16 protein-coding genes and 2 rRNA genes are annotated in these 20220 nt (G+C 67.4%); 11 read left to right on the top strand and 7 right to left on the bottom strand.

The annotated features are described in order from the left end of the window. The first annotated feature begins 130 nt into the window (after positions 1-130). The gene (locus P8T65_RS24660; protein WP_316727432.1) at positions 131-430 is read left to right on the top strand and encodes a hypothetical protein; all 300 of its coding nucleotides are present in this window, start codon (positions 131-133) and stop codon (positions 428-430) included. Continuing rightward, a complete protein-coding gene (locus tag P8T65_RS24655) occupies positions 427-897 on the top strand; it encodes a hypothetical protein (protein WP_316727430.1) in 471 nt (156 codons plus the stop codon). Before P8T65_RS24660 ends, P8T65_RS24655 begins: the two co-directional genes overlap by 4 nt. Before the next feature lie 77 nt (positions 898-974). Here the strand turns inward: P8T65_RS24655 and P8T65_RS24650 are convergent, their stop codons facing one another. From P8T65_RS24650 to P8T65_RS24640, 3 genes are all read right to left on the bottom strand, one after another. Continuing rightward, the gene (locus P8T65_RS24650) at positions 975-1625 is read right to left on the bottom strand and encodes a hypothetical protein (protein ID WP_316727427.1); all 651 of its coding nucleotides are present in this window, start codon (positions 1623-1625) and stop codon (positions 975-977) included. Between the two features lie 213 nt (positions 1626-1838). Further along, positions 1839-2717 (bottom strand): immunity 49 family protein, encoded by an 879-nt coding sequence (locus P8T65_RS24645; RefSeq protein ID WP_316727425.1) that lies wholly within the window; start codon positions 2715-2717, stop codon positions 1839-1841. A 13-nt stretch (positions 2718-2730) separates the two neighbouring features. Continuing rightward, positions 2731-5346, bottom strand: a complete 2616-nt coding sequence (locus P8T65_RS24640) for a hypothetical protein (protein ID WP_316727423.1) — start codon at positions 5344-5346, stop codon at positions 2731-2733. Between the two features lie 618 nt (positions 5347-5964). Between P8T65_RS24640 and P8T65_RS24635 the strand changes: the two genes are divergently transcribed. The 7 genes from P8T65_RS24635 to P8T65_RS24605 all read left to right on the top strand — a co-directional run bounded on the left by P8T65_RS24635 (position 5965) and on the right by P8T65_RS24605 (position 13484). Next, complete coding sequence (locus P8T65_RS24635) at positions 5965-6273, top strand: hypothetical protein (protein ID WP_033525053.1); 309 nt, start codon at positions 5965-5967, stop codon at positions 6271-6273. A gap of 203 nt (positions 6274-6476) precedes the next feature. Beyond that, positions 6477-7340, top strand: a complete 864-nt coding sequence (locus P8T65_RS24630; RefSeq protein WP_316727418.1) for a hypothetical protein — start codon at positions 6477-6479, stop codon at positions 7338-7340. Continuing rightward, on the top strand, positions 7330-8655 hold the full coding sequence (locus P8T65_RS24625; RefSeq protein ID WP_316727416.1) for a hypothetical protein: 1326 nt from the start codon (positions 7330-7332) through the stop codon (positions 8653-8655). The genes P8T65_RS24630 and P8T65_RS24625 overlap by 11 nt, the downstream gene beginning before the upstream one ends. Continuing rightward, positions 8652-10208 (top strand): SCO6880 family protein, encoded by a 1557-nt coding sequence (locus P8T65_RS24620; RefSeq protein WP_184892260.1) that lies wholly within the window; start codon positions 8652-8654, stop codon positions 10206-10208. The genes P8T65_RS24625 and P8T65_RS24620 overlap by 4 nt, the downstream gene beginning before the upstream one ends. A 54-nt stretch (positions 10209-10262) precedes the next feature. Further along, a complete protein-coding gene (locus tag P8T65_RS24615; RefSeq protein ID WP_033525049.1) occupies positions 10263-11696 on the top strand; it encodes an ATP-binding protein in 1434 nt (477 codons plus the stop codon). Positions 11697-11748: 52 nt separating this feature from the next. Further along, a complete protein-coding gene (locus tag P8T65_RS24610) occupies positions 11749-11871 on the top strand; it encodes a hypothetical protein (protein WP_316727412.1) in 123 nt (40 codons plus the stop codon). After that, positions 11868-13484, top strand: coding sequence for a type IV secretory system conjugative DNA transfer family protein (locus tag P8T65_RS24605; RefSeq protein ID WP_316727410.1), 1617 nt, complete (start codon positions 11868-11870; stop codon positions 13482-13484). The genes P8T65_RS24610 and P8T65_RS24605 overlap by 4 nt, the downstream gene beginning before the upstream one ends. A gap of 37 nt (positions 13485-13521) precedes the next feature. Here P8T65_RS24605 and P8T65_RS24600 read toward each other — a convergent pair whose 3' ends face one another. Both P8T65_RS24600 and P8T65_RS24595 read right to left on the bottom strand, forming a co-directional pair. Continuing rightward, a complete protein-coding gene (locus tag P8T65_RS24600) occupies positions 13522-13899 on the bottom strand; it encodes a signal peptidase I (protein ID WP_230217157.1) in 378 nt (125 codons plus the stop codon). 46 nt (positions 13900-13945) lie between these two features. Continuing rightward, complete coding sequence (locus P8T65_RS24595; RefSeq protein WP_316727407.1) at positions 13946-14527, bottom strand: GNAT family N-acetyltransferase; 582 nt, start codon at positions 14525-14527, stop codon at positions 13946-13948. 94 nt (positions 14528-14621) lie between these two features. On the opposite strand from P8T65_RS24595, the gene P8T65_RS24590 reads away from it, so the two are divergent. Further along, positions 14622-15923 carry a histidine kinase gene (locus P8T65_RS24590; RefSeq protein ID WP_316727404.1) on the top strand — a complete coding sequence of 434 codons (1302 nt, stop codon included), beginning with the start codon at positions 14622-14624 and terminating at the stop codon, positions 15921-15923. Next, entirely contained in the window at positions 15920-16591 is a 672-nt protein-coding gene (locus P8T65_RS24585) for a response regulator transcription factor (protein WP_316727402.1), read from the top strand. Before P8T65_RS24590 ends, P8T65_RS24585 begins: the two co-directional genes overlap by 4 nt. Positions 16592-16674: 83 nt before the next feature. Here the strand turns inward: P8T65_RS24585 and rrf are convergent. Together rrf and P8T65_RS24575 are read right to left on the bottom strand one after the other, a co-directional pair. Further along, positions 16675-16791 (bottom strand): 5S ribosomal RNA (rrf, locus tag P8T65_RS24580). Between the two features lie 95 nt (positions 16792-16886). Further along, a 23S ribosomal RNA gene (locus P8T65_RS24575) occupies positions 16887-20010 on the bottom strand. Positions 20011-20220 lie beyond the last annotated feature (210 nt).

Here is a 20220-nt window from a genome sequence, read left to right as displayed (position 1 = left end):
ACCCCGTCTGGGCCGCTCGCGGTCCCGCGAAACGGATCGGTGCATTCGGATCGGCGAGTTGACCCAGGCCCCCCCAGGCTGGTCGTCCTGAAGAGCGCAGCCTGGTAACACTCGGTGTTACCGTAGTGGCATGGCGACCGTACGTTTCTCGATCAGCATGCCTGCCACCGTGCGCGACCGAATCAGGGAGCACGCCGCAGACGCCGGACTCGACGTCTCCACCTTCCTGACCATCGCCGCGCAGGCGCAGATGGATCAGCAGGACCGGGTCAGGAAGATCTTCGAGCCCTTCGAGAAGGCCCGTGTGGAGGCCGAGGAGGAGGCTGGCACTGGCATCTGGGCAGGTGACGACATCGAGCCGACCAAGGAGGAGCAGGCTGAGATCGACACGATCCTCGGCCGCACCCTGCGCAACGAGGCCGCCGCGTGAACGTGGTCGTGTACGACATGGGGATGTTGATGGCCCTGGTCGGTCAGGATCGCCGGGCGCACATCCTGCACAAAGGCTTCGTCGCGGCCGGGGGGCACAAACCGATCATCCCTGGGCCCGCTCTGTCACAGGCATGGCGGACAAGCCCGAAGACGGCCTACGCCTGGAAGCGTCTCCTCGCCGATGCCTTCGTGTATCCCGCCGACCGGGCTCGATACCCGGATGACCTGCCACCTCGCTGTCTCCCCTGCGCGGGCGGAGTGAACATCGAAGGCTGGAAGACACTCGGCGACATGATCGGCTCTGCTGCCCTGCCGCCGAAGAAGCGCCCTGACCCGGTCGACGCCCTTGCCGTGCTCATCGCCGCCGGCCACGGCGGAGGCAGTGTTCTCACCTCGGATCGCGACGACATCGAGGCCTATGCCGCGAGGCTCCCCGGCAGCAATGTCTCCGCCGTAGCCGTGTGACCTGCGGCCCGCACTTGCCTCCCGCAGCCGCGCCGTCCTGACAACGCCTCAGCCGCAACGCAGGGCGCCGACTCGCCTCACGGTGTCCATGTCACGCCTGCGGAGGGCGGGAAGTCGGGGTAGCCCTGCCCCGTCCATGCCGCACCCGTGACCTCGGTGCCGGGGTCGGCGAAAACCGGCGCGCACGTCTCGTACGAGGCCCCGGGCGGGAACTTCTTGGTCTTCGGGTAGGAGTCGCAGGTGGCGAAGGTCCCGATGACCAGGAGCTGCCGGGCCGCGGTCCCGTCGTCGAGCAGTCCGCTGGGCGGGTCGACAGCCGCGTGGGAGAGATCGTTCTTGCCCGCGTTCTTGATGGTCGCCCGCACGTAGTACGGCGTCATCTCCTTGGCGTCGTCCTTCAGCCCCAGCGAGGCCACATCAGCCTTGCTGCCCTTCTCGATCCCGGTGACGGTGACCTCGAGAATGCCCGACTTCGTCCCTCCTTCGTAGCGGAGCAGGACCGGCTCCCCGAGCTTCGCCTTCGCCCCCGCCTTCGCCGTACCGTCCTCGTTCACGCTGGACGTGGGGGACGGCGAGGACTGAGGTGAACCGGAAGAAGAGGGGGCACTCTGCGCAGGCTTGTCCTCGGAGGGACCCGCCACGTCGCCGGCACCGCAGCCGACGAGGGTGAGCGCGAGGAACAACGAAGCCGCGGCCAACGCTGACCGGGGAGCAATACGAGTGACCATGCCAGGAATCGTATGCATCAGCGGTGCTCGCCTCGTGGGCGAGTAGCGCACGTACGCAGAAGCCCGGCACCACAGGTCACGGTTGTCCTCCGATCGCGCCCGAGGTACGGATCCGCTCCGGCAACGCGTGTCCACAAGGGAATCGGGCGGTTGCAGTGGATGTGTCCGAGGCATGCCCTCCGTTGTCGGCGGTACTTACCACTGACGGTCGGTTCAGGTGTCGATCTCGCCCCGCCACGCGAACGTCAGCAGAGCGCTCGGCAGGTACTCCGACTCGACCTCGATGGGGAAGCCCTTGTCGTGGGCGAGGCAGGCGATGGCCAGCGGACCGAAAGCGACGAGGCCGTCACTGTTGATGGCCCGGTCGTCGGACGCGGTCCAGTACTCCTTGTGCCACCGGAGCGCGTCGACCAGCGCCTCGTTGAACTTCTCGTGGTCCTCACGCAGGTAGCGGTAGAACAGGATGATCGGCGGATACAGGATCGAGGACATGTAGTCCTGGTCTGCCCACTGCGCCGAGTCCGGACCGGTGCCGTCCACGGCGGCGACCAGATGGTCGCCAACCCCGTCCTGACCCAGCCAGAAGCGCTGCAGGGTCTCCACCCACGAGTAGATGTACTCGTCGAACGTCGCACCCGATTCACGCAGCAGAGAGACGGGCACCCGAGCCAGCTCGCCCAGCCGCTCGTTCTCACGGCAGATCAGAGCGAGGTAGAAGGCTTTGAGCCAACTGTCGGCGTTCACGTTGGGCCGGGGCCCAGTCGTCGGAAGCGTTCGCTCCTTCTCCTTGATCCGGCAGGTCAAGGTATGGCCCTCGGGCTCGATGGCCAGAGCGAAACGCGTGTGGGCCAGTTGCATCGCGGTGACCCAGGCCTCCCAAGTCTCGAACTCCTCGGCGTCCGGGTCCACCTCGCATCGGCCCATGGCGTAGGTCAGTGTCGTATCCAGGGCACGCCGCTGGGACATGTCCGACTGCTCAAGACGCTCCAGCACACGCGCCACGGAACCCGCCAGCGCTTCGAGGCCCGCTGCCGCATTGACGTGGGCAGCGAGACCGGGCGGGGTGTCATGGCGAGGAATGCGCGTGACCACGGGGTTTCTCCTCTTAGTCAATATCGAAGTGCTCCAGCTTCGCCCCAGCGTAGGTGCCTGGATTTTCCGCCGCCTTCACCATCACGTACTTCAGCTTGCCGCTCTCCAGGGCGTCCGATATCAGCTCCGCGAGGTCGCCATTGGTCACCGGTTTGCCCTGTGTATCCAGTACTCGGTTGCCCGCGCTGTCCGTCGCCTCAAGCTTGAAGTTTTTCTCCATCTGAAAAAGGATCGTCTCGATGTAAGGTCGTGTCCCCTGCTGCACCATCCAGCCTTCCGCATCTCCGGCACCCTTGCGCCATATCGGATTGGCCTGTGGCGCCTTCGCCTCCGCGATCACGAGCGTGCCGTCATCCAACCGGTAGAGCTGGTCGAACATGTTCGCGCCGTTCGATGTCTTCGGCAGGTCGATCCACTGGGCGTCCGGGAACCGCTGCGGAATGACATGCCTCATGGCCGCCTGCTCGCCGAGAGCCTCGGCGATCGAGCTGTTGTTGGGCCGCCCCGGGAGCTGCAGGTCAAACGCCACCTGTGCCTTGTTGAGCTTCGCCAGGTTCTCGGCGGAGGGATCGGCCCTGTACACCCGCTCGGCGTTGGTGAGGTCCTTGGACACCTTCCGGTCCATCGCGGCGTCGTCGAGATGACCGAGCTGGTCGGTCCGGACCGACCCCCGATCGAACGTCCCCGGGTCGAGCGTGCTTTTCGCACCCGGCTTCGGTGGCAGGGAGTCCTTGGCGATCCAGCTGCCGTCCGAGTCCTTGGCCAGGATCGGCAGTTCGTCCCCGTTCTCGTCGAGCGTCTTGATGCTCTTACGGTGGCCGTCACAGCGGTAGAAGCTCTCGAACCAGGTCGGATCGGGGTCGTTCGCCTTCTTGATCTGCTCCTCGATGATCTTCTTCTGCTCTTCGGGGGTACGTTCGCGCGCCTGCTGCCCCTCGTCTGCGGCCCCGGCGCCATGGTCAACCGCCTCCCCGGCCCCAGCAGCCTCATCGCCGGAACGGCCCGCGTCACCGGCCGCGTCGCCGCCGGTCCGCCCCTCGTCACCGGTCCGCCCGAGATCGTCCAGGCCACCGCCACCGCCACCCCGGCCGCCGCCTGTGCCGCCCGTATCGCCGCGGCCCACCGGTGGGTTCTCGCCGATACGGCCCCCGGAACCGCCGAGGCTGTCGCCCCCGCGGCCCCCCACCGCCGCGGTGTCCCCGACCCGGGTGCCGGCCCCGGAGCCGACCAGCTCGTGTTCGTCGGCTGTCCTCGGTGCTCCTATCCCCTCCGCCCGCTGCTCCGCCGTCCGCTCGTGCCGGATGTCGTCCAGGGACTCCCGTACCGTCCCGTCGGCGTTGTGCATGACCAGGGTCTTGGTGTCGAGGTAGACGACCTCGCCCTCGGGGGTGGTCATGCGGACGGAGTTCTCGGGGGTGAGGCCGGCCGGGAGGTCGTCGGCGATGTTCGGCGGGTCGGCGATCTGGTACGTGCCCTCGCCGAGCCGGATGTGCGTGCCGTCGGTGATGCCGCGCAGGCCGGCCATGACGTCACTGATCTTGACGGCCGTTCCGCCGATGCCCTTGGCGAGGTACGTCATCGGGTCGGCGATCCGCCCCGCCTTGCCCGCGAAGGAGATGGCCTTCGCGATCGCACCGGCCTTGCCGGTCGCCGCGACCGCTCCGCCCGCCCCGCCCGTGAAGACGGTCGTCAGGACGTTGAAGGTAACCGCTCCCGCCGCCCGGGAGGGGTTCTTGCCCCACTCGTCGTAGGCGATCAGCGCCTTGCCGGTCTCCACGACGGCGGTGCGGGAGTCGCGGAGCCAGGAGGGGAGTTTGTCGGCCGGGGTCAGCCAGTACGCGGCGCCGAGCGGCGTTCCCGTGATCAGGATGCCGGTCGCGAGTTTGCCGAGGCCGACCCAGGCCTGGCCCGCCGCGTCCCAGCCGTTGAAGCCGACCAGCGTGCCCAGGCCCTTGATCGTGCCCCACACACCGTCGACGACGAAGCCGACGGTGAAGTCCCAGGCGTGCTCGTGGAAGTAGTACCAGGGGTTGGACTCCTCGACGACGTCGCCCCAGGGCAGGCCCGCGGCGTTGTTGAGGTCCTCGGCGCGGTAGCCGTACGTGTTCTCTTTGTCCGACCCGTCGCCGACGGCGAGCGGCTCGCCGCCGACCAGCGCGACGATCTTGTTGTAGCAGGCCCGCTCGGCGGCCTGGAAGGCGGTCCAGGCCGCGTTGACCGCGTTGCGGCGGGCGGTGTTCTCGTCGATGAGGTCGCCGTCCGCGACCCAGTCCTCGTCGTCCGCGACGCGCCGTTCGAACGCCGCTGCCTCCTCGCGCAGCGAGTTCAGCCGGTCCACCAGCGGACGGACCTCGGCCGCGTAGTCGAGCAGCGCCTTGGAGACGGTGCCCAGTTCGGTCTGCAGGTCCTGGCCGGCCGCCGCGACCGGCGCGGTCGTCGCGAAGAGCTGGTCGGCCTCGGGAGCCTTGTAGAAAGGTTCCAGCAGATTGAAGTTGGCATCGATCAGCAGCCCCGCCGCGCCGACCGCCATCCCGTCGAACGCGATGTCACCGGCGTCCTTCTCCAGTTGCTCCAGATTTCCCGTGAACTCCGGTATCTCGGCCGAGACAACGGGCCTGTCCTCGCTCACGTCTACCCCCGTGGACGCCTTAGCAGCAGATACGTTCCCTCAACCCGGCCTTCCGTCGGCATCCCTGACGCCGCAACACCGGAGGACCTAGTCGATCATTTGTACCAAAATTGCGATCGCGATCCCATGCACTTCTGGCCAAAGCTCGCTCTTCAGGGGCACCCCGGCCCCACACACGACCCTTACGTCCCCATCAGGCACACTCGAACCCACGAAGAAGGGGCGAGCCAGGGTCGACATCCCGTCAGAAGCGGGACAGGCCCAGCCTCCTGAGGTCACAGAAGGGGAATAACGACGGAACCACACCACAGGTTCCGCTTGATCCTCATTGCCCGGCGTGACCTGCCGTGATACACAGAGTGACGATACGACCCTTCGTTTACCGTTCCGCGCCCCCCGTTAGGGTCCCGCGCGGGCCGGCGGCAAGGGATCCGTACGAAACCCGCCAATCGATGACGCCAAGTCGACATACGACAGCGTCATTGTCGGCGAGAATGGGCCCGACCTCTGCGCAACTGCGCGGAGGCGTGCGGAGCGGACGCCGAGGCGTACGTGCCGCACAGCAAGCGCACAACCAGCACAGACACACAGAACTACCCACTAGGGGCGGTGACTTACATGTTCGTTGCGGCCGACAAGGGCGACATCACCACCATCATCGGCGGAATCGCCCCGGACTGGGGGCCTTTCGGCGACCTGGGCAACGAGGCACGCGTGATGATCGAGGTCGTGATGGCGGTCGCCATCCTCCTCTGCCTCGGCATTGCGATCTGGGGTGCGGCCAAACAGCGCATCGGCGCGACCGCCCTGCGCGACACCTTCAGCGCCGAACAGGGCAAGGGCCTCATCATCGCCGGCCTCACCGGCGTCTTCATCATCGGCTCACTGGGCACGCTCTTCACCATCGTGTACGGCATGGCCGTGTAGCGCGGCCGCCGGCACCCGCCCCGGCCGGACCACCGGCCTCGCCCGGTTCCCCTCCCACCCCACCCGTCCGTCGTGCCCACCGGCTGAGGTTGCGTTTCCCTGATGTCGAGTCTCCACACCGCGCCCGCGCGGGAACCAGCGCGGCTACCGTCGTACTGCTACGCCTTTCGGTACGACGTCGAAGTTGAAGGGGCGACCGCGGCATGAGTCTCGGCGACGAGCACGGGTACCGCGAGTCCTCGCGCTCCGGGGACGACGGGGCGTACGGGGGGTACGCCGGCACCGGCCAGACCCGGACACGCCTCCCCGAGGGCGGCGGCGACCCCTACGGCGGCGCGCCTCGCCGACCCCGCTCCTCCTCCAGAAGCCTCGTCACCGTCGTCGGCGTGGTGGTCCTCCTCATCGCCGCGATCGCCTTCGCGAACCGGGGCGGCGGGGGCGGCTCCGGCAGCCAAGGAGGCTCTGACAAGGCTGAGACTGCGCCTACGGCGGCTTCGGGGGAGCGGCCGGTGAAGTCGAAGACGGCGGGTATCCCTACGGGGTTCGCGCGGAGCGAGGAGGGCGTGCAGAGCGCCGCGGCAAACTACGCCGTGGCACTCGGCTCGACCGGCATGTTCCACAAGGACGACCGCCACACCATCGTGGACACGCTCTACACCACCGACGCGGCCGCCAAGCTGAGGACGCCGCTCGACGAGGCGTACTCGGCCGACTTCCTGGGCAACATGGGCCTGGACGCCGACGGCAACCCGCCCGAGGGCAGCACGTTCGTCTCACGTGTGACTCCGCTGGGCACCACGGTCCAGGAGTACAGCGACACCGCCGCGAAGGTCGCCGTCTGGTACATGGGCCTCATCGGCATGTCCGGGCAGAGTTCGACCGACCCCGTCACCTCGACCTGGAAGACGTGGACCTTCGACCTCCGGTGGTCCGACGGTGACTGGAAGATCGTCACGGACTCCCAGAAGGACGGCCCCGCTCCCGTGCCGGGCGACGACCAGGCCGCCACCTCCGAAGAGATCAGCAAGGCCGTCGAAGAGTACGGAGGGTTCACTTATGCCCGGTAGCCCGAACCGTGCGCTCAGGCTCACCGGAGCCGTAGCCGCCGTACAGACGGCTGTCGTCCTCCTCGCGTCAGGGGCCTACGCGGCCCCCACCCCGTCGCCGTCACCCTCGACGTCCGACAATCCCTGCGATCTCATCGTCGGCGAAGCCAAGAAGTACTGCGAACGAGGCGCCGGCGAAAAAGCCGACACCAGCACCCTCCCCAACGACGTAACCACCACCCTCGACCCCCTCTCCTCCCTGGCCCAAGGCTGTGCCGACGCCGCCTCCTGGACCGTCGACAAGCTCTCCGAAGCCGTCAACGAGACCGCGAACGTCGACTTCACGAACATGACGTTCCTGAAGCACTACGCGGTCGTGTTCGCCGCCTCCGCGATCCTCACGCTCGTGCTGTGGCTCCTCGCCGTCACCAAGCGAGCCGTCCGCGGCGTGCCGTTCACGACGGCCATCTCGGAGGCCATCGGCTTCCTCTGGCTGACCGTGCTGGCCTCCGCCTTCACCCCGCTCATCCTCTACACCATCGTCTCGGCCACCGACGGCGTCAGCGACATCATCGCCCGCACCACCGGCAACCAGACGGACACTTTCTTCGGCACGTTCTCCGAGGCCCTGAAGAAGGGCAACGACATCGGCGGCGGCCCCATCATGCTGATCCTGGTGTCGCTGGTCTCCATCGTCGCCGCCGGCGTTCTGTACCTGGAGCTGTACCTGAGGGCCGTCCTGCTCTACGTCGGCGCCCTCCTCGGCGTCGTCGTCTACGCCGGCCTCGTCGACAAGGACCTGTGGGGCCACGTCCGCCGCTGGGCGGGCATCATGATCGCGATCATCCTGGTCAAGCCCGTCATCGTCATCGTGCTCGGCCTCGCCGGCGCCCTGACCACCGAGGACGGCCCCGACTCCCTCGCCGCGGTCGTCTCCGGCCTCGCCATCATCCTGCTCGCCATCTTCGCCTCGGCGATGATCTACCGATTCGTCCCGGGCTTCGGCGACGAGATCGCCAACTCCCGCAACAACCGCATCATGCGCGGCGCCGAGGGCAAGGCCGCCGCCGTCATCAGCTCCCCCGCCACCCTCGTCGCCCAGGGCATCAAGACCCACAGCTCCCGGGCCGACAACAACGGCGGAGGCGGCAGCAGCACCCCCCGCCCGTCCAACCCCGCGTCCGGCGGCGTGGCCGCCCACAGCTCGCGCAGCGCGAGCGGCGGCGGAACTGTCCCCTCCGCCGCACCCCCGCCCCGTTCGAGCCCCATCAACACCCCGCACGCCGGCAACACCCGCAACAGCAGCAACAACCGCACCGGAGGTGAAGGGCGTTGACGACCGATTCCCACCTGTCCCACGCGATCACGCCCCGCCGTACCTATCTGATCGGCCGCGCCCGGCCGAACGCGATCATCGGCCGGAACCGCGAGTCCGGCGAGATCGCGCTGATCATCGCGGGCGCGTTCCTCGGCATGATGTGCGGCCTCCTCGTCCCGGTGCTCGTCCCACGCATCGCCCTGCTGACGGGCTTCCCGATGCTGGCGCTGGCCGCGGTGTACGTGCCGTACAAGCGGCGGACCTTCTACAAGTGGTTCGAGATCAACCGCAGTTACAAGCGCAGCCTGCGCAAGGGCACGACGTACCGCTCCGCCAACATGGAGGCCGGCACCCGCCTCGACGGCCGTGAGGTCGAGGTCGGCCCCCCGCCCGGCATCGGCCGCATCACCTGGCTCGCCGCCCCCTTCGGCCCCGACGAGATCGCCGTCCTGCTGCACGCCGACCGTCGGACCGTCACCGCCGCCATCGAGATCGAGGGCCCGGGCGTCGGCCTGCGCGACTCCGAGGACCAGGAAGCCCTCGTCGACCGCTTCGGCACCCTCCTCAAGCACGTGGCCAACGGCGACGGCTTCGTCACCCGCCTCCAGATGCTCGCCCGCACGCTCCCCGCCGACCCGGACGCCCACGCCAAGGACGTCGCCCAGCGCGGTGACGACCGCGCCCCGGGCTGGCTGCAGCAGTCGTACGACCAGCTGCAGTCCATGGTCTCCACCAGCAGCGAGCAGCACCGCGCGTACCTCGTCGCCTGTATGCACTACACCCGCGAACTGGCCGCCGAGGGCCACGCCATGGCCCGCGCCGCCCGCCCCCACGGCCGCAAGCTGGACAAGGACGCCGGCCTCGCCGTCGTCATGGCCCGCGAGCTGACGGACATCTGCTCGCGCCTCCAGGAGGCCGACATCCGCGTACGGCAGCCGCTCGGCCAGGGCCGCCTCGCCTCCCTCATCCACTCCATGTACGACCCGGACCACCCCATCGACCACATCCAGGCCATGACCAAGCGCAACGCCTGGCCGGCCGAACTGGACGCGATGGAGCCGGACTACCTCCAGGCCAAGACCCGCGAGTCCTCCACCCGCGCCCCCTGGTGCCACGCCACGGCCTGGGTCAAGGAGTGGCCGATGACCCCGGTCGGCGTCAACTTCCTGGCGCCCCTCCTGGTCCACACCCCGGACGTCATCCGCACCGTCGCCGTCACGATGGACCTCGAACCCACCGAGGTCGCCATCGAACGCATGCTGACGGAGAAGACCAACGACGAGGCGGAGGCGTCCCGCGCCGCCAAGATGAACCGCACGGTCGACCCGCGTGACGTGGCCTCCCACTCCCGCCTCGACCAGCGCGGCGAGGACCTCGCGAGCGGCGCCGCCGGCGTCAACCTCGTCGGCTACATCACCGTCTCCTCCCGCTCCCCGGAGGCGCTGGCCCGCGACAAGCGGACGATAAGGGCCTCGGCCGGCAAGTCGTACCTCAAGCTGGAGTGGTGCGACCGCGAACACCACCGGGCCTTCGTCAACACGCTCCCGTTCGCCACCGGAATCCGAAGGTAGGGCCATCGCGATGCGGGACCATCCGATCCAACCGCACCTGGAGGTGAAGCGCTGATGAGGGACCCGATCTCCGCCCTCACCGACGCCTTCACGTCCTTCCTCTTCGGCAAGGTCGAGACGACCCGCCTGCCGGTCCGCACCTCCACCGGACAGGCCCAGGCGGTCTACCTCCCGACCGCCGCCCCCGGCCTCGGCGACTCCGGCGTGATCATCGGCCGCGAGGTCTACTCCGGGAAGGGCTACATCTACGACCCCTTCCAGCTCTACGGCCAGCAGCTCCCCGCCCCGCACTGGCTCGTCCTCGGCGAGTCCGGCAACGGCAAGTCGGCCCTGGAGAAGACGTACGTCCTGCGGCAACTGCGCTTCCGCGACCGCCAGGTCGTCGTCCTCGACGCCCAGGGCGAGGACGGCGTCGGCGAGTGGAACCTCATCGCGGAGGAGCTGGGAATAACTCCCATCCGCCTCGACCCGACGGCCGCCCTCGACATGGGCATCCGCCTCAACCCCCTCGACCCCTCGATCACCACCACGGGCCAGCTGGCCCTCCTGAGGACGATCATCGAGGTGGCGATGGGCCACGGCCTGGACGAACGCTCCGGCTTCGCCCTCAAGGTCGCGCACGCCTACGTCAACGAGACGATCGTCGAACGCCAACCGGTGCTCACCGACATCGTCGAGCAACTCCGCCACCCCGAACCGGAGTCCGCGGAGGCGATGAACGTCGCCATAGACGACGTACGGGCCTGGGGCCTGGACGTGGCACTGGTCCTGGACCGCCTGGTCGACGGTGACCTCCGCGGCATGTTCGACGGCCCCACCACCGTGGGCATCGACCTCGACGCGCCCCTCATCGTCTTCGACCTCTCCCACATCGACCGCAACTCCATCGCCATGCCGATCCTCATGGCGATCGTCGGCGTGTGGCTGGAGCACACCTGGATCCGCCCCGACCGGAAGAAGCGCATCTTCCTGGTCGAGGAGGCCTGGCACATCATCAACAGCCCGTTCGTCGCCCAGCTCTTCCAGCGCCTGCTGAAGTTCGGCCGACGGCTCGGTCTGTCCTTCGTCGCGGTCGTCCACCACCTGTCCGACGTCATCGACGGCGCGGCGGCCAAGGAGGCCGCGGCCATCCTGAAGATGGCGTCCACACGGACGATCTACGCCCAGAAAGCGGACGAGGCCCGGGCGACGGGCCGCGTCCTGGGCCTGCCCCGCTGGGCGGTGGAGATCATCCCCACCCTCACTCCCGGCATCGCCGTCTGGGACGTCAACGGCAACGTACAGGTGGTCAAACACCTGATCACCGAGACCGAACGCCCCCTCGTCTTCACCGACCGCGCGATGACCGAATCGTCCGTCGACCACCTGCTGGACGACGACGCCCTGCACGCCGCCGAACTGGAGGCGGAGGAACGAGCGGCCGCCTTCGTCGAACAGCAACTGAGCGAGGTCGACGGATACGGCTCCTCCGAGTCGACGGTGGCCTGAGCGGGACAGCAGCGATGAGCCGGAACGAGCAGGGTCAGGACGAGGAAACGGCGTGAACGACGGCGGGGCGTACGGCGCGAACGACGGCCGGGCGTACGGTGGCGGGGCATGCGGCGTGGGCAACGGCCGGGCGTACAGCAGCCGGGGCCACGGCGGGTACGGCGGCGTGCGGTGAGACCAAACGAGCGGCGCCCTCAGCACGGCGGTGGCGGCATCCCCGACGGGCTGCTGATCGCCCTCCTGGGCTTCCTGGTGAGCGTGACCCTGCTGGTCTGGTCGGCCACCGGTCTGGCCGGCCTCTTCGCCCACGGCGCCTGGCCGGACGCAGTCACCTTCACCCGCACCCCCCTGGCCGTACGCAGTCTGATCTCCGCCCCCCAGGACCTCTCCGCCGCCTGGCCGGACACCCCCGCCGCCCAGCTGTCCGGCTACGGCCTCTTCTGGGGCCTCCTCATCAGTCAGCTCATGGTCCTCCTCGTCCTGACCGTCTTCACCATGGGCACCCTGGCCCGCTGGCGAGCCGTACGAGCGAGGGACAAGGCAGCACGGGCCCAGGGGCAGGGCACCCCGACGGCGGGAGCACCGCCCCAGCACCCTGGCCACGCCGCACCGCACGCCCCCGGCCACGCCCCGAGCGCGTCCCCGACAGCCGTCCCCGTGGAACAGCCGTCCGCGCAGCCGACCACCCCCACCCCGCCGCACACCACCACCTCCAGCGGCGGCGGCCTCGCCCCACCCGCCGGATTCACCGGCCCGAACCCGACGCCGACCCCGATCGCCACTGCCGCTGCCCCCATCGCCACCGCCCCGGCAGCCGGGGTCGGCACGGCACTCGACACCGGCGCCACTTGGGCGAACCCGGCCCCGACGGTCGTCCTCGGCCCCGCCGAGTCCCGTCGCCCGGTCGCCGCGCAGGCCGTGCGGGACGCCGAAGGCCCGGCCCTCGTCGTCACCTCCGACCCCACCCTCTGGTCGGACACGAAGGGCGCCCGCGCCAAACTGGGCCCGGTCCTCCTCTACGACCCCGCCCACCGCTGCGACACCCCGGCCCGCCTCCACTGGTCGCCCATCTCCGGCTGCGAGGACAAGCCGACGGCGCTGGCCAGGGCCATCGCCCTGCTCGCCCCCATCCGCCCCACCGCCAGGATCGACCAAGCGGTGGCGGACACCGCCGAGACCCTCCTGCGCAGCTACCTCCACGCCGCCGCCATAGACACCCGCACCATCCGCCACCTGCACCGCTGGGCCCAGGGCAGCAACGTCCAGGAAGCGGTCCGCACCCTGCGGACGAACCCGAAGGCGGCCCCCGGCGCGGCGGGTGAGCTGGAGTCGGCGCTCACCTCGCACCCCGAACGCCGGGACATCGCACAGCAGTTGACGGCCCGCGCCCTCTCCGCGCTGTCCACGGTCAACGTCCGGGAGGCATGCGCCCCGAACCGAGCCGACTCCCTGGCGCTGGATTCCTTCGTGCACGAGGGGGGAACGCTCTATGTGGTCGGCGACCCCATCGAGGACCCCAAGGCGAACCCCTCCGCCATGCCTCTCCTGACGGCCCTCGTCTCAAGCGTGGTCGAGCGCGGCCGGCGCATGGCCGAACGGTCATCCTCCGGCCGCCTCGACCCACCACTCACCCTGGTCCTGGACGACGTGGCGGCCGTGGCCCCGCTCCCCCAGCTCCCCGCGCTCCTGACCGGCGGCGCCGACCAGGGCCTCCCCACTCTGGCCCTCCTCCGCTCCCGCGAACAGGCCCGCTCCCGCTGGCCGAACGCCGAACTCCCGCTGCCCTGACCACGTCAGGCGCTCAGGCAGTAAGACAGTCACACAGTCAGGAAGCGCCCTCGTCCGGCACCGCGTACCCGGCCACGGACGGCCACCGCACGGTCAGCACCACCGACTCCTCCTCGGCGACCCAGGAGTGGTCCACTCCGCGCCCCCAGACGACATAGTCGCCCTGCCGCTCCAACACGACGCTACGGCCGGGGAAGTCGACCCGGAAACGACCGCTGATCAGCACCTGCAGAGCGGTCCGCTCCTCACCCCGGACCCACTGAGCGCGCGTGTCACCCCGCGGATGGACACCCCACTTGATCTCCACCGCCTCACTCCGCCGCGGATCCCCCTCCGCCTTGAAGTGTCCGAGCAGCCAACCCCGGTCCAGCGCCGCGTCCTTGCCCGCATTGCCCACATACACGCTGTCGTCCATGCCGCCGAACGCTAACACCCGAGCCGCAGGCCCTACGCCCCACGCCCTACACCTGCGCCCGCTCCAGCACGTACTCCAACTCCCGCCCCTCGCCCCCCTCGACAGTCACCCCACTGCCCACGAAGCCGACCCGCCGGTAGAAGGCGGCGGCCCGCCCGTTCCCCTCGTTCACGAACAACCGCACCCGCTCCACCCCGGCCGACCGGGCCCACCCCACCGCGACCGCGAACAGCGCCTCGCCCACGCCCTTGCCCCGATGCCCGTCCCGCAGGAACACGCCCACCAGATGCGCCTGCCGCCGCTCGACGACCCCGCCGAAGAAGTCCCGCGCCCCGGCCTCCTCCACGAGCACGGTCACCGTCCCGACCCACTCACCGGCCGCGCTCTCCACCACGAACTGCCGCCGCTCCCGAACCCCCTCCGCGGCCCCCTCCGCCCGCTCCTTCCAGAACCCGTCCGGACGCGCCGCGGCCTCCTCGTACGTCTCCAGGAACGCGAGATGAGCCACCGGATCCCGCAGCGCGACCAGCCTCAACTCCCGCACCTCACGCCATTCCTCGGCGCGGACGGACCGGATCCGGTACCCCTCGGGAAGAACGGGGCCCTCAGCACGCGCAGGCAGCTTCATGGGGGTCACGGTAGTACCGGGGTACTACACCCTTCACCGGATTTCCGGCCCCGGTCGCACGCCCCGAGCCCACCCGACGTACGAGGATGCCCACGTGACGAGCGACGGCACCGAACGCGACACCGGCACCGAGAGCACCTGGCAGCCGGCCGGCCCGCAACCCCTCACCCAGCACTTCCGACGCCTCACCCAGCGAGCCCGGGATCTCGACCACCGCCGCCCCCTGCTCTGGGACCTGCTCGTCACCGGCTTCTTCGTGACCGCCGCCCTCATCGACTACACCAGCGGCGGCTGGCGGAACATCACCGACAACCCCACCCTCCCCGGCTGGCTGATCGTCACCCTCTCCCTCGGTTTCACCCTCCCGCTCCTCCAGCGCCGCACCCACCCCTTCGCGGCCCTCCTGACGACGCTGCCCTTCGCCCTCGTCAACACCTGGACCGGTGCCTCCCTCCAGGCCGGGGAACTCTGTCTGCTCACCGTCTTCCACGTGGCCCTGCGCACCCGCCAACGCACCCTGCTCTGGTCCTACGGCCTGGCCGTCATGCCCTACTTGGTCGGCGGCCTACGCCACCCCGACGAACAGGGCCTCGACCAGAACATCGTCCCCGCGGCGACGGCCCTGGCGCTCGCCGCGGTCGCCGGCATAGCCGTGCGCACCCGCAAGGAGTACCTCGCCTCCCTCGTCGAACGCGCCCGCCAGCTGGAAGTCGAACGCGACCAGCAGCTACGCCTCGCCGCCGCCGCCGAACGCGCCCGTATCGCCCGCGAAATGCACGACATCATCGGCCACAACCTCTCCGTCATCACCGGCCTGGCCGACGGCGGCCGTTACGCGGCCCCGAAGGACCCCGCCCGCGCCAGCGAGGCCCTCACCGCCATCTCCACCACGAGCCGCCAGGCCCTCGCGGAACTACGCCGTCTGCTGGACGTCCTGCGTGACGACCCCCAGGACTCCTCGGCCCCCGCCCCGCCGGCCGATCTGACCCCCCAGCCCTCCCTCACCGACCTCGACCGCCTGCTCAGCGGCGTACGGTCCGCCGGCCTCCCCGTCCACAGCACCGTCCGCGGCGCCCCGGCCCTGTCGCCCGGCCGCCAACTCACCGTCTACCGCGTCGTCCAGGAAGCCCTCACCAACACCCTGAAACACGCGGGACCGGGCGCCACGTCCCGCCTCCTCATCTCCTACGAGGACTCCGGCGCCGTCTCCCTCACCCTCACCGACACCGCGCGCACCGCCCCCGCCCAGCCCGCCCCGGCAAACGGCGGCCGCGGCGTCCCCGGCATGCGCGAGCGAACAGCCCTGTACGGCGGCACACTTGAGGCCGGCCCGCTCCCCCACCCGCGACGCGGCTGGCGAGTCCACCTTCACCTCCCGGAGGAATCCCCGCAGTGACGACCGTCCTCATCGCCGACGACCAGCCCCTGCAGCGCCTCGGCTTCCGCATGCTCCTGGAGAGCCAGGACGACATGACGGTCGTCGGCGAGGCCCCGGGCGGCAGCGAGGCGGTCCGTCTGACGGCCGAGCTCCACCCCGACGTGGTCCTGATGGACGTCCGCATGCCTGGCCTCGACGGCATCGAGGCCACCCGCCGTATCGTCTCGGCGGGCGACCGCACCCGTGTCCTGATCCTCACCACGTTCGACCTCGACGAATACGCCTACGCCGGTCTCCGCGCCGGCGCCTCCGGCTTCCTCGTGAAGGACGCCCTCCCCGAGGAGCTCCTCTCCGGCGTCCGCGCCGTGGCCTCCGGTGACGCGGTGGTGGCTCCCAGCCTCACCCGCCGCCTCCTCGACACCTACGCCCGGCACCTGCCGAAACCCGAAGAGCCCATCGCCCCCGCCCTCACGGACCCCCGTCTCTCACCTCTCACCGACCGCGAACGGGAGATCCTCACGGTCATCGGCAAGGGCTGGACGAACACCGAGATAGCCGCCCGGCTCCATCTCGCGGAGTCGACGGTCAAAACCCACGTCGGCCGCATCCTCGCGAAATCCGGTTCACGGGACCGCATCCAGGCGGTGATCCTGGCGTACGACACGAAATTGGTGGAGCCGTCCTGATTCCTGTTGATTCCCGAAAGGCAGCTGGCCCGTAAATGCAGAAAGCCCCCGCCGGTAACCCGGCAGGGGCTTTCTCAAAAATTGTTCGGCGGCGTCCTACTCTCCCACAGGGTCCCCCCTGCAGTACCATCGGCGCTGTAAGGCTTAGCTTCCGGGTTCGGAATGTAACCGGGCGTTTCCCTCACGCTATGACCACCGAAACACTATGAAACTATGAATACCGCACCATCCCTCATGACCATGAGAAATGGGGTTGTTCGTGGTTTCAGAACCAACACAGTGGACGCGAGCAACTGAGGACAAGCCCTCGGCCTATTAGTACCAGTCAACTCCACCCGTTACCAGGCTTCCATATCTGGCCTATCAACCCAGTCGTCTACTGGGAGCCTTAACCCCTCAAAGGGGGTGGGAGTCCTCATCTCGAAGCAGGCTTCCCGCTTAGATGCTTTCAGCGGTTATCCCTCCCGAACGTAGCCAACCAGCCATGCCCTTGGCAGAACAACTGGCACACCAGAGGTTCGTCCGTCCCGGTCCTCTCGTACTAGGGACAGCCCTTCTCAAGACTCCTACGCGCACAGCGGATAGGGACCGAACTGTCTCACGACGTTCTAAACCCAGCTCGCGTACCGCTTTAATGGGCGAACAGCCCAACCCTTGGGACCGACTCCAGCCCCAGGATGCGACGAGCCGACATCGAGGTGCCAAACCATCCCGTCGATATGGACTCTTGGGGAAGATCAGCCTGTTATCCCCGGGGTACCTTTTATCCGTTGAGCGACGGCGCTTCCACAAGCCACCGCCGGATCACTAGTCCCGACTTTCGTCCCTGCTCGACCCGTCGGTCTCACAGTCAAGCTCCCTTGTGCACTTACACTCACCACCTGATTGCCAACCAGGCTGAGGGAACCTTTGGGCGCCTCCGTTACCCTTTGGGAGGCAACCGCCCCAGTTAAACTACCCATCAGACACTGTCCCCGATCCGGATCACGGACCCGGGTTAGACATCCAGCACGACCAGACTGGTATTTCAACGACGACTCCACCCGAACTGGCGTCCGAGCTTCACAGTCTCCCAGCTATCCTACACAAGCCGAACCGAACACCAATATCAAACTGTAGTAAAGGTCCCGGGGTCTTTCCGTCCTGCTGCGCGAAACGAGCATCTTTACTCGTAGTGCAATTTCACCGGGCCTATGGTTGAGACAGTCGAGAAGTCGTTACGCCATTCGTGCAGGTCGGAACTTACCCGACAAGGAATTTCGCTACCTTAGGATGGTTATAGTTACCACCGCCGTTTACTGGCGCTTAAGTTCTCAGCTTCGCCACCCCGAAGAGTGACTAACCGGTCCCCTTAACGTTCCAGCACCGGGCAGGCGTCAGTCCGTATACATCGCCTTACGGCTTCGCACGGACCTGTGTTTTTAGTAAACAGTCGCTTCTCGCTGGTCTCTGCGGCCACCCCCAGCTCACCGAGTAAATCGGATCACCAGGTGTGGCCCCCCTTCTCCCGAAGTTACGGGGGCATTTTGCCGAGTTCCTTAACCATAGTTCACCCGAACGCCTCGGTATTCTCTACCAGACCACCTGAGTCGGTTTAGGGTACGGGCCGCCATGAAACTCGCTAGAGGCTTTTCTCGACAGCATAGGATCATCCACTTCACCACAATCGGCTCGGCATCAGGTCTCAGACTATGTGCCAGGCGGATTTACCTACCCGACGTCCTACACCCTTACCCCGGGACAACCACCGCCCGGGATGGACTACCTTCCTGCGTCACCCCATCACTCACCTACTGCAAGTCTGGTTCGTCGGCTCCACCACTCCCCTTCACCCGAAGGATCCGGGACGGCTTCACGGACTTAGCATCGCCTGGTTCAATGTTTGACGCTTCACAGCGGGTACCGGAATATCAACCGGTTATCCATCGACTACGCCTGTCGGCCTCGCCTTAGGTCCCGACTTACCCTGGGCAGATCAGCTTGACCCAGGAACCCTTGGTCAATCGGCGCAAACGTTTCTCACGTTTGTATCGCTACTCATGCCTGCATTCTCACTCGTGAACCGTCCACAACTCGCTTCCGCGGCTGCTTCACCCGGCACACGACGCTCCCCTACCCATCCCAGCGGGCGTTGGCCCTCATGCTGGAATGACACGACTTCGGCGGTACGCTTGAGCCCCGCTACATTGTCGGCGCGGAATCACTAGACCAGTGAGCTATTACGCACTCTTTCAAGGGTGGCTGCTTCTAAGCCAACCTCCTGGTTGTCTCTGCGACTCCACATCCTTTCCCACTTAGCGTACGCTTAGGGGCCTTAGTCGATGCTCTGGGCTGTTTCCCTCTCGACCATGGAGCTTATCCCCCACAGTCTCACTGCCGCGCTCTCACTTACCGGCATTCGGAGTTTGGCTAAGGTCAGTAACCCGGTAGGGCCCATCGCCTATCCAGTGCTCTACCTCCGGCAAGAAACACACGACGCTGCACCTAAATGCATTTCGGGGAGAACCAGCTATCACGGAGTTTGATTGGCCTTTCACCCCTAACCACAGGTCATCCCCCAGGTTTTCAACCCTGGTGGGTTCGGTCCTCCACGAAGTCTTACCTCCGCTTCAACCTGCCCATGGCTAGATCACTCCGCTTCGGGTCTTGAGCGTGCTACTGAGTCGCCCTGTTCGGACTCGCTTTCGCTACGGCTACCCCACCCGGGTTAACCTCGCAACACACCGCAAACTCGCAGGCTCATTCTTCAAAAGGCACGCAGTCACGACGCACTGAGTAAACTCAATGCGCGACGCTCCCACGGCTTGTAGGCACACGGTTTCAGGTACTATTTCACTCCGCTCCCGCGGTACTTTTCACCATTCCCTCACGGTACTATCCGCTATCGGTCACCAGGGAATATTTAGGCTTAGCGGGTGGTCCCGCCAGATTCACACGGGATTTCTCGGGCCCCGTGCTACTTGGGTGTCTCTCAAACGAGCCGCTGATGTTTCAGCTACGGGGGTCTTACCCTCTACGCCGGACCTTTCGCATGTCCTTCGCCTACATCAACGGTTTCTGACTCGTCCTGTTGCCGGCAGACAACAGAAGAGAGATCCCACAACCCCGTATACGCAACCCCTGCCGGGTCTCACACGCATACGGTTTGGCCTCATCCAGTTTCGCTCGCCACTACTCCCGGAATCACGGTTGTTTTCTCTTCCTGCGGGTACTGAGATGTTTCACTTCCCCGCGTTCCCTCCACACTGCCTATGTGTTCAGCAGCGGGTGACAGCCCATGACGACTGCCGGGTTTCCCCATTCGGAAACCCCCGGATCAAAGCCTGGTTGACGACTCCCCGGGGACTATCGTGGCCTCCCACGTCCTTCATCGGTTCCTGGTGCCAAGGCATCCACCGTGCGCCCTTAAAAACTTGGCCACAGATGCTCGCGTCCACTGTGCAGTTCTCAAACAACGACCAACCACCCATCACCCCGAACCAGTAGATTCGAGTGCACCGGGGCCGGCACTGAAGGCAGCCACACGGCCGTGCCCTCAGACACCCAACAGCGTGCCCGACCGGATTCCGTCCGGAGATCATGTTTTCCACGCTCTTGCGAGCAGTACTAACAGCCTCCGGCCCGTGAAA

This window comes from Streptomyces sp. 11x1, assembly GCF_032598905.1.
In the GTDB taxonomy this organism is placed as follows: domain Bacteria; phylum Actinomycetota; class Actinomycetes; order Streptomycetales; family Streptomycetaceae; genus Streptomyces.
The sequence above is the reverse complement of the archived record's forward strand: the minus strand, read 5'-3'. Positions and strand labels throughout refer to the sequence as shown.

What these genes read in the sequence shown, in the direction of transcription:
- P8T65_RS24635 (WP_033525053.1), top strand. Translation starts at nt 5,965, where the DNA reads ATGTTCGTTGCGGCCGACAAGGGCGACATCACCACCATCATCGGCGGA.
- P8T65_RS24595 (WP_316727407.1), bottom strand. Translation starts at nt 14,527, where the DNA reads ATGAAGCTGCCTGCGCGTGCTGAGGGCCCCGTTCTTCCCGAGGGGTAC.
- P8T65_RS24660 (WP_316727432.1), top strand. Translation starts at nt 131, where the DNA reads ATGGCGACCGTACGTTTCTCGATCAGCATGCCTGCCACCGTGCGCGAC.
- P8T65_RS24600 (WP_230217157.1), bottom strand. Translation starts at nt 13,899, where the DNA reads ATGGACGACAGCGTGTATGTGGGCAATGCGGGCAAGGACGCGGCGCTG.
- P8T65_RS24650 (WP_316727427.1), bottom strand. Translation starts at nt 1,625, where the DNA reads ATGGTCACTCGTATTGCTCCCCGGTCAGCGTTGGCCGCGGCTTCGTTG.
- P8T65_RS24630 (WP_316727418.1), top strand. Translation starts at nt 6,477, where the DNA reads ATGAGTCTCGGCGACGAGCACGGGTACCGCGAGTCCTCGCGCTCCGGG.
- P8T65_RS24625 (WP_316727416.1), top strand. Translation starts at nt 7,330, where the DNA reads ATGCCCGGTAGCCCGAACCGTGCGCTCAGGCTCACCGGAGCCGTAGCC.
- P8T65_RS24615 (WP_033525049.1), top strand. Translation starts at nt 10,263, where the DNA reads ATGAGGGACCCGATCTCCGCCCTCACCGACGCCTTCACGTCCTTCCTC.